The sequence below is a fragment of the Paractinoplanes lichenicola genome (assembly GCF_016785085.1).
GTDB classification, from domain to species: domain Bacteria; phylum Actinomycetota; class Actinomycetes; order Mycobacteriales; family Micromonosporaceae; genus Actinoplanes; species Actinoplanes lichenicola.
The window spans coordinates 654,668-669,729 of sequence record NZ_JAENHO010000005.1 but is presented as its reverse complement, the minus strand read 5'-3'; the positions used below and the strand labels follow the sequence as shown (position 1 = coordinate 669,729).

Annotated in this window: 13 protein-coding genes; 2 read left to right on the top strand and 11 right to left on the bottom strand. The window is 70.9% G+C overall.

Going from position 1 to position 15,062, the window contains the following annotated elements:
• Nucleotides 1-64: 64 nt before the first annotated feature.
• Complete coding sequence (gene pgl / locus JKJ07_RS20565; protein ID WP_202993197.1) at nucleotides 65-799, top strand: 6-phosphogluconolactonase; 735 nt, start codon at nucleotides 65-67, stop codon at nucleotides 797-799.
• A 40-nt stretch (nucleotides 800-839) separates the two neighbouring features.
• Nucleotides 840-1,439, top strand: coding sequence for a GNAT family N-acetyltransferase (locus tag JKJ07_RS20560; protein WP_202993196.1), 600 nt, complete (start codon nucleotides 840-842; stop codon nucleotides 1,437-1,439).
• On the opposite strand, the gene JKJ07_RS20555 is transcribed toward JKJ07_RS20560, so the two are convergent.
• The 11 genes from JKJ07_RS20555 to uvrA all read right to left on the bottom strand — a co-directional run bounded on the left by JKJ07_RS20555 (nucleotide 1,436) and on the right by uvrA (nucleotide 15,056).
• Entirely contained in the window at nucleotides 1,436-1,780 is a 345-nt protein-coding gene (locus JKJ07_RS20555; RefSeq protein ID WP_202993195.1) for an RNA polymerase-binding protein RbpA, read from the bottom strand. The two genes, JKJ07_RS20560 and JKJ07_RS20555, sit on opposite strands and share 4 nt — an antisense overlap.
• A gap of 154 nt (nucleotides 1,781-1,934) precedes the next feature.
• Nucleotides 1,935-2,192: a preprotein translocase subunit SecG gene (gene secG / locus JKJ07_RS20550; RefSeq protein ID WP_202993194.1), complete on the bottom strand. Its 258-nt coding sequence runs from the start codon at nucleotides 2,190-2,192 to the stop codon at nucleotides 1,935-1,937.
• 87 nt (nucleotides 2,193-2,279) lie between these two features.
• Nucleotides 2,280-3,068, bottom strand: a complete 789-nt coding sequence (gene tpiA, locus JKJ07_RS20545; protein ID WP_202993193.1) for a triose-phosphate isomerase — start codon at nucleotides 3,066-3,068, stop codon at nucleotides 2,280-2,282.
• The gene (locus JKJ07_RS20540; RefSeq protein WP_202993337.1) at nucleotides 3,069-4,271 is read right to left on the bottom strand and encodes a phosphoglycerate kinase; all 1,203 of its coding nucleotides are present in this window, start codon (nucleotides 4,269-4,271) and stop codon (nucleotides 3,069-3,071) included.
• Nucleotides 4,271-5,269, bottom strand: a complete 999-nt coding sequence (gap, locus tag JKJ07_RS20535; RefSeq protein WP_202993192.1) for a type I glyceraldehyde-3-phosphate dehydrogenase — start codon at nucleotides 5,267-5,269, stop codon at nucleotides 4,271-4,273. Before gap ends, JKJ07_RS20540 begins: the two co-directional genes overlap by 1 nt.
• Before the next feature lie 432 nt (nucleotides 5,270-5,701).
• Complete coding sequence (gene whiA, locus JKJ07_RS20530; protein ID WP_202993191.1) at nucleotides 5,702-6,682, bottom strand: DNA-binding protein WhiA; 981 nt, start codon at nucleotides 6,680-6,682, stop codon at nucleotides 5,702-5,704.
• Nucleotides 6,683-6,735: 53 nt separating this feature from the next.
• Nucleotides 6,736-7,719, bottom strand: coding sequence for a gluconeogenesis factor YvcK family protein (locus JKJ07_RS20525; RefSeq protein ID WP_202993190.1), 984 nt, complete (start codon nucleotides 7,717-7,719; stop codon nucleotides 6,736-6,738).
• 2 nt (nucleotides 7,720-7,721) lie between these two features.
• A complete protein-coding gene (gene rapZ / locus JKJ07_RS20520) occupies nucleotides 7,722-8,621 on the bottom strand; it encodes an RNase adapter RapZ (protein WP_202993189.1) in 900 nt (299 codons plus the stop codon).
• Between the two features lie 216 nt (nucleotides 8,622-8,837).
• Nucleotides 8,838-11,120, bottom strand: coding sequence for an excinuclease ABC subunit UvrC (gene uvrC / locus JKJ07_RS20515; RefSeq protein WP_202993188.1), 2,283 nt, complete (start codon nucleotides 11,118-11,120; stop codon nucleotides 8,838-8,840).
• 118 nt (nucleotides 11,121-11,238) lie between these two features.
• Nucleotides 11,239-11,775 (bottom strand): Rieske (2Fe-2S) protein, encoded by a 537-nt coding sequence (locus JKJ07_RS20510; RefSeq protein ID WP_202993187.1) that lies wholly within the window; start codon nucleotides 11,773-11,775, stop codon nucleotides 11,239-11,241.
• Between the two features lie 245 nt (nucleotides 11,776-12,020).
• Nucleotides 12,021-15,056 (bottom strand): excinuclease ABC subunit UvrA, encoded by a 3,036-nt coding sequence (gene uvrA / locus JKJ07_RS20505; RefSeq protein ID WP_202993186.1) that lies wholly within the window; start codon nucleotides 15,054-15,056, stop codon nucleotides 12,021-12,023.
• Between the last annotated feature and the right edge of the window lie 6 nt (nucleotides 15,057-15,062).

Here is a 15,062-nt window from a genome sequence, read left to right as displayed (position 1 = left end):
TCAGGGGCCGTCCGCCGAACCGGTGGGCGGCCCATCGTCTTTGACGCGACAGGAGAACCCCCAAGTGAGCAAGACCCTGGTCGTGGTGGTGCCGGACGTCGACACCCTGGCCGCGACGGTGGCGTCCCGCCTGGTCGCAAAGATCGTGGACGCGCAGGCCGAGCGCGGCTCGGCCGGCGTGGTGCTGACCGGCGGCCGCATCGCCAAGCGGGTGCTGGCCGCGCTGCCGGGCCTGCCCGAGGCGGCCGCGGTCAACTGGTCGCAGGTGGACCTGTATTGGGGCGACGAGCGGTTCCTGCCCGCGGGCGACCCCGAGCGCAACGAGACCCAGGCCCGCGAGGCCCTGCTCGACGCGCTGCCGCTCGACCCGGCCCGGGTGCACGCCATGCCCGCCGCGGACGGCCCGGACGGCGAGGACGCCGAGGCGGCCGCCGCCCGGTACGCCCAGGAGCTGCACCTCGGCGGGGCCGACCTGCCCCCGTTCGACGTGCTGATGCTCGGCGTCGGCGAGGACGGCCACGTCGCTTCGCTGTTCCCCGAGCACCCGGTGCTCAACGAGACCGCGAGCACGACCGCGGCCGTCCACAACAGCCCGAAGCCGCCGCCGACCCGGATCACGCTGACCATGCCGGCGATCCAGTCCGCGTACGAGGTGTGGCTGATCGCGGCCGGCCCCGACAAGTCCGACGCGATCGGCCGGGCCCTCAACGGCGACAAGCTGCTGCCCGCGGCGCAGGCCACCGGCACGGTGAAGACCTACTGGCTGCTCGACAAGGCGGCCGCGGCCGCGGTCAACTAGTCCCCGAGCTCGGGTGCACCCCGGATCATAGAATTCCGGGGTGCACCCAGAGATCCGCGCTTACCGGCCCACCGACCTCGACGCCGTCTACGACATCTGCGTCCGCACCGCCGACGCCGGGGGTGACGCGCGCGGGCAGAACAGCTCCGACCGGCTGGTCGGCGACATCTTCGCCGCGCCGTACGTCGTGCTGGAGCCCGAGACCGCCCGCATCCTGGACGACGGGCACGGCAACGCGGTCGGCTACGTCGTCGGCACCACCGACACGGCCGCCTTCGTCAAGCGTTACCGCACCGAGTGGCTGCCCGTGACGGCCGGCCGGTACGGCGACGACCCGCGCGACGAGATGTGGCTGGGCCTGCACCACGACCCCGAGCGCATGCTCGTGCCCGAACTGGCGGGCTATCCCGCGCACCTGCACATCGACCTGTTGCCGGAGTGGCAGGGCCGGGGGCACGGACGCGGGCTGATGTGGTCGTTCCTGGCCGGCCTGCACGCGGCCGGGGCGCCACGGGTGCACCTGGGCGTCGCCCCGGCCAACACCGCGGCGCAGGCCTTCTACGCCCGGCTGGGCTTCCAGACCATCCCGGTGCCGTCCGAGCCGCACGCGCTCTATCTAGGGCGCGAGACGGCCGTCTAGCCGCGTCCGCGACGCTGGCGCAGCTTGGCCAGCGCCTCCTCGAGGATGCGGGCACCGTCCTCGTCGGACCGTCGCTCCTTGACGTACGCCAGATGCGACTTGTAGGGCTCGGCCCGCATCCGGCCCGGCGGCTTCTCGCGGTCGAGGCCGGCGGGCTGGCCGCAGCGCGGGCAGTCCCACGCGTCGGGCGGCGACGCCTCGGCCGCGAACAGGATCTGACTGGCGTGCCCGGCCGCGCAGAAGTAGGTCACCTCCCGCCGTGGGGCGGGCTCACTGCGCTCGTCGGGGCGGACCGGGGACGAGCCGACACGGCTGCCGCGGATCGCACTGCCACTGGACACGGACGCAACTCCTGTCTCGAGGGGCGCTGGTTGTCGAGGGCCGGAAATCAGGCCGAAACAGAACATAAAAACGCCGCGCGCCCGGCAGAACCGGACGCGCGGCAGAGTCTACGACTATTACGCTCCGTAAGAAAGAACGGGGACGTAAGGAAAATCAGGAGCCCGGAAGGGACACCCGCATCCACAGGCCGAGGCCGACGATGCAGGCGAACCAGACGATGCCCACCAGCACGGTGTAGCGATCGAGGTTCTTCTCCGCGACCGAGGAACCGGCCAGGCTGGACGTCACGCCGCCGCCGAACATGCTCGACATGCCGCCGCCCTTGCCGCGGTGCAGCAGGATCAGCAGGGTGAGCAGGAAGCTGGTGAGGACCAGCAACGAGATCAGCGTGTACGCGAACCACATCGGCATGGTCGGGTCATTCCTCTCGAAGGGCACAGGAGCCGTCCAACAATAGCTTGTGCCCGGGCGCGTGGTGCGCCCGGGCACGCGCAGTTGCTAGCGGGCTACGTGCTCGCGGAACCGGGCGATCGAGGCGAACTCCTCGGCGTCCAGGCTCGCGCCCCCGATGAGGGCGCCGTCCACGTCGGGCTTGGCCATGATCGAGGCGATGTTGGCCGCCTTGACCGAGCCGCCGTAGAGCACCCGTACGGCGTCGGCCACCTCGGCCCCGTACGACTTGGCCAGCTGGGCCCGGATCTCCCCGCACACCTCCTGGGCGTCCTCGGGGGTCGCGGTCTTGCCGGTGCCGATCGCCCAGACCGGCTCGTACGCGATCACGATCTGCTTGACCTGCTCGGGCTTGAGCCCGGCCAGGCCGGCGTCGACCTGCGACGTGCAGTGCGCGACGTGCCCGTTCTCCTCGCGGACGGACAGGCCCTCGCCCACGCAGAGGATCGGCGTCAGGTTGTTCGCGAAGGCCGCCTTCACCTTCGCGTTGACCAGCGCGTCGTCCTCGTTGTGGTATTCGCGGCGCTCGGAGTGGCCGGCCAGCACGTAGGTGCAGCCCAGCTTCTCCAGCATCGAGCCGGCGATCTCACCGGTGTAGGCGCCGGACTTGTGCTGCGAGATGTCCTGCGCGCCGTAGACGATGTTCAGCTTGTCGCCGTCGACCGCGGTCTGCACGGTGCGCAGGTCGGTGAACGGCGGCAGCACGGCCACCTCGGTGTCGGTGAGCTGCTGCTCGCTCAGGCTCGCGGCGAGCTTCTGCACCAGAAGGTTGGCCTCGAAGTGGTTGAGGTTCATCTTCCAGTTACCGGCCATGAGGGGCCGGCGAACGTCCGCCATTTACTTCTCCAGTGCTTCGATGCCGGGGAGGGTCTTGCCCTCGAGGTACTCCAGGGAGGCGCCGCCACCCGTCGAGATGTGCCCGAAGGCGCTCTCGTCGAGGCCGAGCGTGCGCACGGCCGCGGCCGAGTCGCCGCCGCCGACGACCGAGAAACCGTCGATCTTGGTGATCGCCTCGGCCACGCCCCGGGTGCCGGCCGCGAACGGGGCCAGCTCGAACACGCCCATCGGGCCGTTCCAGAACACGGTCTTGGCGCCACCGATGGCCTCGGCGAACAGCGCCACCGACTCGGGGCCGATGTCGAGACCCAGCCGGTCGGCCGGGATCTCCGACGCGGGCACGGTCACCGAGTCGGCGTCGGCCGAGAACTCGGTCGCCGCGACCACGTCGACCGGCAGCACGATCCGGCCCTGGGCCTCGGAGAGCAGGTCGCGGCAGGTGCCGACCATCTCGTCCTCGAGCAGCGACTTGCCGACCTCGTGACCCTGGGCCTTGAGGAAGGTGAAGCACATGCCGCCGCCGACGAGCAGCTTGTCGACCTTGGGCAGCAGGGCCTTGATCACCGCGAGCTTGTCGGAGACCTTCGAGCCGCCGAGCACGACCACGTACGGCTGCTCGGGGTTCTCGGTCACGCGCTTGAGAACCTCGACCTCCTTGAGGACGAGTCCACCGGCGTAGTGCGGCAGGATCGCCGGCACGTCATACACCGAGGCGTGCTTGCGGTGCACAGCGCCGAACGCGTCGTCGACGTAGAAGTCGGCGAACGCCGCCAGCTCGCCCGCGAATGCGGCCCGCTCGGCGTCGTCCTTCGAGGTCTCCCCTGCGTTGAACCGCAGGTTCTCCAGGAGCAGCACCTGGCCGTCCTCCAGCGCGCCGACGGCGGCCGAAGCGGAGGCGCCAACGGTGTCGGTCGCGAACACGACCGGCGAACCGAGCAGCTCACCCAGGCGGGTGGCCACCGGCTCCAGCGTGTATTTGGGGTCGGGCGCGCCCTTGGGGCGGCCCAGGTGCGACATCACGATGACGCGGGCGCCCGCGTCACGCAGCGCGATCAGCGTCGGCAGCACCGCGCGGGCGCGGCCGTCGTCGCTGATGACGCCCGGGTTGGCCTTGTCGAACGGGACGTTCAGGTCGGTGCGCACGAGCACGCGCCGACCCGAGACACCCTCGCCGAGCAGGTCGTCGAGAGTCTTCAAGATGATCAGGCTCCGACGAGCTTGACCAGGTCGACGAGGCGGTTCGAGTAGCCCCACTCGTTGTCGTACCAGCCGACGACCTTGACCTGGTTGCCGATGACCTTGGTCAGGCCGGCGTCGAAGATGCAGGAGGCCGGGTCGGTGACGATGTCCGACGACACGATCTCGTCCTCGGTGTAGGTCAGGATGCCCCGCAGCGCGCCCTCGGCGGCGGCCTTGATCGCGGCGTTGACCTCCTCCACCGAGGTCTCCTTGGCGGCCTGGAAGGTCAGGTCGGTGGCCGAGCCGGTCGGGATCGGCACGCGCATCGCGAAGCCGTCGAGCTTGCCCTTGAGCTCCGGCAGCACCAGGCTGACGGCCTTGGCGGCGCCGGTCGAGGTCGGCACCACGTTGAGGGCGGCGGCCCGGGCGCGACGCAGGTCCTTGTGCGGGCCGTCCTGCAGGTTCTGGTCCTGCGTGTAGGCGTGGATCGTGGTCATCAGGCCACGCTCGATGCCGATCGTGTCGTTGAGGACCTTGGCCATCGGCGCGAGGCAGTTGGTCGTGCAGGACGCGTTCGAGATGATCGTGTGCTGCGCGGCGTCGTACAGGTTGTCGTTGACACCCATGACGACGGTGATGTCCTCGTTCTTGGCCGGGGCCGAGATGATGACCTTCTTGGCGCCCTTGTCGACGTGCGCCTTGGCCTTGGTGGCGTCGGTGAAGAAGCCGGTCGACTCGATGACGACGTCGGCGCCCAGGTCGCCCCACGGCAGGTTGTTCGGGTCCTTCTCGGCGAACGCCTTGAAGGTCTTGCCGCCGACGGTGATCTCGTCGGCGGTGGCCTTCACCTCGGAGCCCAGGCGGCCGAGGATCGAGTCGTACTTGAGCAGGTGCGCGAGCGTCGCGTTGTCGGTGAGGTCGTTCACGCCGACGATCTCGATGTCCGCACCCGAGGCGGCAGCCGCCCGGAAGAAGTTGCGGCCGATACGGCCGAAGCCGTTGATGCCAACCCGGATGGTCACAGGTGGATCTCCTCGTTTCGGTCCGCCGGATTATGCGACCGGCGGAGGGTCTGCGTTGCCGACCATGTCGAGGGCCGGCAGAAGGGCGTCCGGTCGCCGCGCCTGAGCTGAGGGAGGCGCCGCGAAAAGACTGGCGGCGCCCAGCGCGGTCGGCCGAGCTGCCGGCACCGTCGCCGTCGGTAAGACCCTATCCGAGAGCCGTCACGAGTTTTCCGAGGGGTCGCAACCCAACCGTGACAGTGTCTCCCCGTTAACCTGCGCTTCTTCTGATTGAAAACCCATTTCCCGTACGCGACGTGGCCGTCACCAAAAGCAACGGGATCGCACCGGGCTCTTCGCCACGCTGGGTGCCACACCGGGCCGTAGCGCAGCTACCGGCCCGGTGGGTGGCTGGGGCGCGCCCTCGAACGCCGGCGGGCCGCCGTCCGGCCCTCAGCAGGCCATCATCTCCGGGGTGACCGCGGCCTCGGTGTCGGGGATGCCCAGGTCGCGGGCGCGCTTGTCGGCGAGGGCGAGCAGACGCCTTATACGGCCGGCGATCGCATCCTTCGTCAGCGGCGGATCGGCCAGGGCGCCCAGCTCCTCCAGCGAGGCCTGCCGGTGCTCCAGGCGCAGCTGACCGGCCGAGGTGAGGTGGTTGGGGGCCTCGTCCGACAGGATCTCGAGGGCCCGGGTGACCCGGGCCGCCGCGGCCACGGCGGCGCGGGCCGAGCGGCGCAGGTTGGCGTCGTCGAAGTTGGCCAGGCGGTTGGCCGTGGCCCGCACCTCGCGCCGCACCCGGCGCTCCTCCCAGGCCAGCACGCTGGCGTGGGCGCCGATCCGGGTGAGCAGCGCGGCGATCGCGTCGCCGTCCTTGATCACGACCCGGTCGACGCCGCGCACCTCGCGCTCCTTGGCGGTGATGCCGATGCGCCGGGCCGCGCCCCGCAGGGCCAGGGCCGCCTCGGGGCCGGGGCAGGTGATCTCGAGCGCGCTCGAGCGGCCGGGCTCGGTCAGGGAGCCGTGCGCCATGAACGCGCCCCGCCAAGCCGCCACCGCGCAGCACACGTTGGCCGAGACCACGTGCGGCGGGAGCCCGCGCACGGGCCGGCCGCGCACGTCGAGCAGGCCGGTCTGGCGGGCCAGCGCCTCGCCGTCCTTGACGATGCGCACGATGTAGTGGCTGCCCTTGCGCAGGCCGCCGGAGGCCAGCACGTGCACCTCGCTGGGGTAGCCGTAGACGTCGGCGATCTCGCGCCGCAGCCGCCGCGCCACCGCGCCCGTGTCGAGCTCCGCCTCGACCACCACCCGGCCCGAGACGATGTGCAGACCGCCGGCGAACCGCAGCAGCGCCGCCATCTCCGCCCGCCGGCAGCACGGCTTGGGCACGTCGACCCGGCTCAGCTCGTCCTTGACCGCTGCCGTCATCGCCATCGTGATGTCACCTCATGCGCCGGATCTGACCATTTTGTACCGATTACGCGTGCTTAACGAGCGGCGCCCAGTACGGGAACCAGGGCGACGCCCAACGACTCAGGATCATGCTTGGGGCGGCCGTCCGCAACGGCCACGGGTGCCAACACCAGACGGGCCCCCAAAGCTTCCGCGGCCCGCCGCACCGGCTCCGGTTCGCCCACCCACCGGCCGTCGGCCAGCACCACGTCGACCCGCAGACCGGGCAGATAGAGGTGCAGGGCGGCCAGGTGGTCGGCCACCGAGAGGCCGAGCGTCTCGTTCTCGGTGGCCAGGTTGAGCGTGACCAGCCGCCGGGCCGGGCTCTTCATGATGGCCTCGGCCAGCTGGGGCACCATCAGGTGGGGCAGCACGCTGGTGAACCAGCTGCCCGGCCCGAAGATCAGCCAGTCCGCCTCGTCGATCGCCGCCACGGCCTGCGCGCAGACCGGCGGGTCGGCCGGGTCGATCCGCACCGCCTCGACGTGACCGTGGGCGACCGCCACGGCGTGCTGACCGCGCACGGTGACGACGTCGTCCGGCCGCTCCGGGTCGGCGCCGCGCATGTCGGCCTCGATGCCGATCGCGTGCCGAGCCATCGGCAGCACCCGGCCCCGCGCGCCGACCATGGCCGCCGCGTGATCGAGCGCCTGCACCGGGTCGCCCAGCATCTCCATCAGGCCGAGCAGCAGCAGGTTGCCGACGGCGTGGCCGACCAGCGGGTCGGGGCCGCCGACGCCGGGGGCCGGGATCTCGGCGAAGCGATACTGCAGCAGCTCGGCCGTGCGCTGGGTGATCTCCCGGTCGTCGGCCAGCGCGGCCAGGGCCTGCCGCAGGTCACCCGGGGGCAGCAGCGCGTCGCGTTCGGCCAGCAGGCGGCCGCTGGAGCCACCGTCGTCGCCCACGGTCACCACGGCCGTGATGTCGAGCTCGAGGCCGTCGGCGGCGCGGCTGCGCAGGGCACGCAACGAGGCGCTCAGCCCGTGCCCGCCACCGAACGCCACCACCCGTACGGGCATCGTCACTCCCGCCCGAGATCGCGGTGCGAGGAATGGGCGGCCAGGCGCATGTCGCGCAGCTGGGCGGTGAGCTCCTCGGAGATCGCGACGCTGCGGTGCTTGCCCCCGGTGCAGCCGACCGCGACGGTCAGATAGCGCTTGCCCTCCCGCTCGAAGCCGGGGGCGGTGGCCGCGATCAGGCTCGCGTACGTCTTCACGAAGTCGCTCGCGCCCTCCTGATCGAGCACGTACGTGCTGACCGCCTCCTCGAGGCCGGTGTGGTCGCGCAGGTCGGGCACCCAGAACGGGTTGGGCAGGAACCGGGCGTCCATCACGTAGTCGGCGTCGGGCGGCAGGCCGTATTTGAAGCCGAACGAGAGCACGGTTATGCGCAGCCGGCGCACGTCCTCGCCGCCGAACAACTCCTCAGTCCGGCGGCGGAGCTGGTTCACGTTCAGGTGGCTGGTGTCGATGATCACATCGGCCTGCTCGCGGGCCTCGGCCAGCAGCTTGCGCTCGGCCGCGATGCCGTCGGAGAGCCGGCCGTCGCCCTGCAGCGGATGCGACCGGCGGACCGACTCGAACCGGCGGATCAGCACGTCGTCCTCGGCGTCGACGAACACGACCCGGGGCGAGAAGCCGCGCTCCCGCAACGCGTGGATGGCGGCGGCCAGGTCGGTCGAGAAGGCCCGGCTGCGCACGTCGAGCACCATGGCCGTACGCCGGGCGGCGCCACCGGCCTGAAAAGCGAGCTGCGCCATGTCGAGCATGAGCGCCTGCGGCAGGTTGTCGACCACATAGAAACCGACATTTTCCAGCGCGCGGGCGACCGTGCTGCGCCCACCGCCGGAAACGCCGGTCACGACCACCAGATCGGTGGTCACCTCGTCACGATCGGTCGCGTCGGACACGAACTCCGGCATCGACTCCGTCAACGCACACGCCTCCCAGCGTCGCTTCGCCCGGCCCCCTGGCGGACACAACATCCTAGGCCGAACCCATCAACCCGATCCTTCCGGACGAGTGTCGTCCATCCGATCGGTGGTCCCCGGCCCGGGTCATCCCAACAACGCCACCCCGCCGCCGGTTCCCCGCACACCCCCGGCCCGGCCGAAGTCACACTCCACCGAGCCCCCTGCCTACCCCCGCGCGCCCGCGGCCGGGCGTGGCCCCTGAGAACGATTCGCGCCCGCCTTCGTCCGCCCGGCGCCACCAGCCGGAGCCGCACCCGGCTCCGCCGCTTCCGCCGGCTCCGCTGTTTCCGCCGGCCCGGCCGTCTTGGCGCCCTCAGGGTTGAGGGCGGCCAGCAACGCCTCGGCCGTGCGGCGCCCCACGCCGGGCACCTCGGTGATCTCCTCAGGGGTGGCCGCCGACAACCGCTTGAGCGAGCCGAAGTGGCGCAGCAGCGCCTTGCGCCGGGTCTCTCCCAGGCCGGGCACGTTGTCGAGCGCCGACGCCGTCATCCGCTTCGAGCGCCGCTGCCGGTGGAACGTGATCGCGAACCGGTGGGCCTCGTCGCGGACGCGTTGCAGCAAATAGAGGGCCTCGGACGTGCGCGGCAGGATGACCGGGAAGTCGTCGCCGGGGAGCCACACCTCCTCGAGCCGCTTGGCCAGGCCGCACAGCGCGACGTCGGTGATGCCGAGGTCGGACAGCACGGCGGCCACCGCGTTGACCTGGGGCTGGCCGCCGTCGACGACCACCAGTTGCGGCGGATAGGCGAACCGGCGCGGGCGGCCGGTGAGCGGGTCGATGCCGGGCAGGTTGTTGGTGGCGACCTCGTCGGCGGCGCTGTCGTCGCCCGGCTCGTCCTCCCCGGCCGGAACTCCGGCGGCAGCGTCGGCCCAGGCGGCGCCGGTCCGGCCGCCCTCGTCGCCGGTGCCCTCCGCCACCGCCCCGGCTTCAAGCGCGGCGCCGGCCCCGGTGTCGGTGTCGGTGTCGGTGCCCAGCATCTCGACGGCGTCGTCGGCCGCGTCGGACTCGGGCTGGTCGCGGGGGGCGTCGGCGCCGGGCTGGGCGCGGAAGCGGGCGAACCGCCGCCGCATCACCTCGCTCATCGCCGAGAGGTCGTCCATGCCGCTGCCGTCGGCGTTGCCGCGCACGGCGAACCGGCGGTATTCACTCTTGCGGGCCAGGCCGTCCTCGAAGACGACCATCGAGGCGACCACGTCGGTGCCCTGGATCTGGGACACGTCGAAGCACTCGATGCGCAGCGGCGCCGAATCGAGCCCGAGCGCCTCGGCGATCTCGTCGAGGGCCTTGCTGCGGGTGGTCAGGTCGCCCGCGCGGCGCAGCTTGTGCCGCTGCAGGGACTCGCCGGCGTTGCGGGCCACCGTCTCCATCAGGGCGCGCTTGTCGCCGCGCTGGGGCACGCGCAGCGCGACCCGGCTCGTGCCGCGGCGCGCGGAGAGCCAGTCGGCCAGGGCCGGGGCGTCGTCGGGCAGGGCCGGCACGAGCAGCTCGCGCGGCACGTCGCTCTCGCCCTCGGACTCGCCGTACATCTGCGTGCAGAAGTGGTGGACCAGGTCGCCGGTGGTCAGGTCCTCCACCTTTTCGACGACCCAGCCGCGCTGACCGCGGACCCGCCCGTCGCGCACGTGGAAGACCATGACGGCCGCCTCGAGCGGATCCTCGGCGAAGGCGACCACGTCGGCGTCGGTGCCGTCGCCGAGCACGACGGTCTGCTTCTCCATCGCGCGGCGCAGGGCGGCGATGTCGTCACGCAGCCGGGCCGCCCGCTCGAACTCGAGCTCCTCGGAGGCGGCCATCATGTCGCGCTCGAGCCGCTTGACGAACGTGTCGGTCTTGCCGCCCATGAAGTCGCAGAAGTCGTCGACGATCTCGCGATGCTGCTCGGCGGTGACCGTGCCGACGCAGGGGGCCGAGCACTTGCCGATGTAACCCAGCAGGCAGGGCCGGCCGATCTGACCGGACCGCTTGAAGACGCCGGCCGAGCACGTGCGGGCCGGGAAGACGCGCAGCAGCAGGTCGAGCGTCTCGCGAATGGCCCAGGCGTGCGAATAGGGCCCGAAATAGCGGACGCCCTTGCGCTTGGCCCCGCGCATCACCTGCAGCCGGGGGAACTCCTCGTTCAGCGTCACCGCGAGGAACGGGTAGGACTTGTCGTCCCGATACTTCACGTTGAACCGCGGGTCGAACTCCTTGATCCAGGAGAACTCGAGCTGCAGCGCCTCGACCTCGGTGCCGACGGTCACCCAGTCCACACAGGCCGCCGTGGTGACCATCTGCTGCGTGCGCGCGTGCAGCGACCACGTGTCGGCGAAGTAGGAATTCAGCCTGTTCCGCAGGTTTTTCGCCTTGCCGACGTAGATGACGCGGCCGGCCTGGTCGCGGAAGCGGTAGACGCCCGGAGCCTCCGGAATGGTGCCGGGTGCGGGGCGATAGCTAGAGGGGTCTGGCACAGGCTCAACAGTAGTGCGGGGGACTGACATGATTACCCGACCGGAGGTCCGTCGCCGCCGCCACGGCTTCGGACCTCCGGCCCGGTCGCGTCACCAAGAGGGCCGGAAAAAGCCCGGATCAGGCGGCGACGATGTTGTCGCCGTCCACCTTGACCTTGGTCTCGGGCAGGGCCTTGTTGGCCGGGCCCGAGGTCGGCTCGCCGGTCTCGATCGAGAACTTGCTGTTGTGGCAGGGGCACGAGATCTGCCCGCCGTCGATCTTGTTGACGTCGCAGCCGGCGTGGGTGCAGACCTTGCTGAACGCCTTGAACTGGCCCGCCGTGGGCTGGGTGATCACGTAGTCGCCCTGGATCACGCCGCCGCCCTCGGGCACGTCACCCACGGCCGCCAGCGTCGCGCCGCCGGAGCCGCCGTTGTTGCCCGAGCCGCTGTCGCTGCCGCCGCCGGGGGCCGCCGCGCTGCCGGCCGGGCCGGGGTTGTTGCTGAAGTCGGTGCCGTTGCTGTTGGTCGACGAGCTCGTGCCGCACGCCGCGAGGACAGCGGTGGCGCCCGCCGCGCCCGCGCCGAGCAGGACCGCGCGGCGCGTCGACGCCGTCTGACGACCGGGCTCCTCAGCGGAGGTCTCGGCGTCGGTCTTGATCTGCACGTCTGTCATCGTGTGTCCTCCAGTGCCTGGTCCGCGCCAATGGTCACGCGGCGTCGCCTCTACATACGCTGCTGCGGCCCACCGGGTTCAGGCGCACCGCGAAATTATCCGCCGTTGCCGCGGCGGTCGATCGTGGTTTGCGGGCTTTCGCCCGGCGCCGCCGCCCGCTGTTAACCCGGACGGCAACGCCCGGTCGAGGCTATGTCCCCGACCGGGCGTCGTAGCTATGTGTCACCTGTGATGTTGCTGAAGAGTCACGCCTGGGAAGCGGCCTTGGCCCGCGACCGCGCGGCCCGCGGCTTGGCGACCGTGCCGTTGGCCGCCGCCTTGGCCGGCGTGGCCTTCCGGGCCGGAGTGGTCTTCTTCGCCGGTGCCGCCGTCCGGGCCGAGGCGCCGTTCGCCTTCGAGGCCCGGGCCACCGCGGCCGGCGCCCCCTGCCCCTCGCCCTCGAGCCCGAGCATGTGCCGCAGGAACTGACCGGTGTGGCTCTCGGGCACCTCGGCCAGCTCCTCCGGCGTGCCGGTGGCCAGCACCAGACCGCCCTTGCTGCCACCCTCGGGACCCATGTCGATCAGCCAGTCGGCGTTCTTGATCACGTCGAGGTTGTGCTCGATCGTGATCACCGTGTTGCCCTTGTCGACCAGGCCGTTGAGCACCAGCAGCAGCTTGCGGATGTCCTCGAAGTGCAGGCCCGTGGTGGGCTCGTCGAGCACGTAGACCGTCTTGCCGGTCGACCGCTTCTGCAGCTCGGAGGCCAGCTTGACGCGCTGCGCCTCACCGCCGGACAGCGTCGGCGCGGGCTGGCCGAGCCGCACGTAGCCCAGGCCCACATCGACCAGGGTCTTGAGGTGACGGTGGATCGACGAGATCGGCTCGAAGAAGCCCGCCGCCTCCTCGATCGGCATCTCCAGCACCTCGGAGATCGTCTTGCCCTTGTAGTGCACCTCGAGCGTCTCGCGGTTGTAGCGCGCGCCCTTGCACACCTCGCACGGGACGTAGACGTCGGGCAGGAAGTTCATCTCGATCTTGATCGTGCCGTCGCCGGAGCAGTTCTCGCAGCGGCCGCCCTTGACGTTGAACGAGAACCGGCCGGGGCCGTAGCCGCGCACCTTGGCCTCGGTGGTCTCCGCGAACAGCTTACGGATGTTGTCGAAGACCCCCGTGTACGTCGCGGGGTTGGACCGCGGGGTGCGGCCGATCGGCGACTGGTCGACGCCGACGACCTTGTCCACTTCCTCCAGGCCGGTGATGCGCGTGTGCCGGCCCGGCACCATGCGGGCGCCGTTGATCTGGTTGGCCAGCACGGTGTAGAGGATGTCGTTGACCAGCGTGGACTTGCCGGAGCCGCTGACCCCGGTGACCGCGATGAACTGCCCGAGCGGGAACGGGACGGTCAGCCCGCGCAGGTTGTGCTCGCGGGCGCCCTGCACGACCAGCTCGCGGCCCGGCAGCTGCGGGCGGCGCCCGGCCGGGGTCGGGATCGACTTGCGGCCCGACAGGTAGGCCCCGGTCGGCGAGTTCTTGTTTTTGAGCAGGCCCTCGACCGAGCCGCTGTGCACGATGTGACCGCCGTGCTCACCGGCGCCGGGGCCGATGTCGACGATCCAGTCGGCCGTGCGGATCGTGTCCTCGTCGTGCTCGACCACGATCAGCGTGTTGCCCAGATTCTTCAGCCGCACGAGGGTCTCGATGAGCCGGTGGTTGTCGCGCTGGTGCAGGCCGATCGACGGCTCGTCGAGCACGTAGAGCACGCCGACCAGGCCGGAGCCGATCTGGGTGGCGAGCCGGATGCGCTGCGCCTCGCCGCCCGAGAGCGTGCCGGCGCCGCGGTCGAGCGACAGGTAGTCGAGGCCGACGTCGACCAGGAACTGCAGCCGGGCGTTGATCTCCTTGAGGACCCGCTCGGCGATCATCTTCTGCCGGTCGTCGAGCTCGATGCTCGCCAGCATCTCGGCGCAGTCGCCGATCGACAGGTTGCAGACCTCGGCGATGCTCTTGCCGTCGATCGTGACGGCCAGCACCTCGGGCTTGAGCCGCGCGCCGCCACACGTCGGGCAGGGCACGTCGCGCATGTACCCCTCGTACTTGTCGCGCGACCAGTCGCTCTCGGTGTCGTTGTGCCGCCGCTCGATCCACTGCACCACACCCTCGAAGCCGGTGTAGTAGGACCGCTCGCGACCGTACTTGTTGCGATATCGGACGTGCACCTGGTCTTCCGACCCGTGCAGGATCGTCTTCTGCGCCCGGGACGGGAGCTGGCGCCACGGGGTGTCGACGCTGAACTTCTCGGCCTTGGCCAGCGCCTCGAGCAGCCGCAGGAAATACTCCTGGGTCTGGCCGCCCGACCAGGGCTGGATCGCGCCCTCGCGGATGCTGCGCTCCTCGTCGGGGATGAGCAGCTCGGGGTCGACCTCTTTCTTGGTGCCGAGGCCGGAGCACTCGGGGCAGGCGCCGTAGGGCGCGTTGAACGAGAACACCCGGGGCTCGAGATCCTCGATGGCCAGGGGGTGGTCGTTGGGGCAGGCCAGGTGCTCGCTGAAGCGGCGCTCGCGGGCCGGGTCGTCCTCCGGCAGGTCGACGAACTCGAGCAGCACGATGCCGGCGGCCAGGCCGAGCGCCGACTCGATGGAGTCGGTCAGGCGCTGCTTGCTGCTGGCCTTGACGCTGAGCCGGTCGACCACCACCTCGATGGTGTGCTTCTCCTGCTTCTTGAGCTTCGGCGGCTCGGTCAGCGGGTGAACCACGCCGTCGACCCGGGCCCGCGCGTAACCCTTGGCCTGCAGCTCGGCGAAGAGATCGACGTACTCCCCCTTGCGGCCGCGGATGACCGGGGCGAGCACCATGAACCGGGTGCCCTCCTCCATCGCCAGCACCCGGTCGACGATCTGCTGCGGCGTCTGCTTGCTGATCCGCTCGCCGCAGACCGGGCAGTGCGGAACGCCCGTACGCGCGAAGAGCAGGCGCAGGTAGTCGTAGACCTCGGTGATCGTGCCGACCGTCGAACGCGGGTTGCGCGAGGTCGACTTCTGATCGATCGACACCGCCGGGGACAGGCCCTCGATGAAGTCGACGTCGGGCTTGTCCATCTGCCCGAGGAACTGCCTCGCGTACGACGAGAGGGACTCGACGTAGCGCCGCTGCCCCTCGGCGAAGATCGTGTCGAACGCGAGGCTGGACTTGCCGGACCCGGACAGACCGGTGAACACGATCATCGCGTCGCGGGGCAGGTCAAGGTTGACGTCACGCAGGTTGTGCTCGCGCGCGCCTCTAATAGTCAAACGGTCGGCCACAGCCAG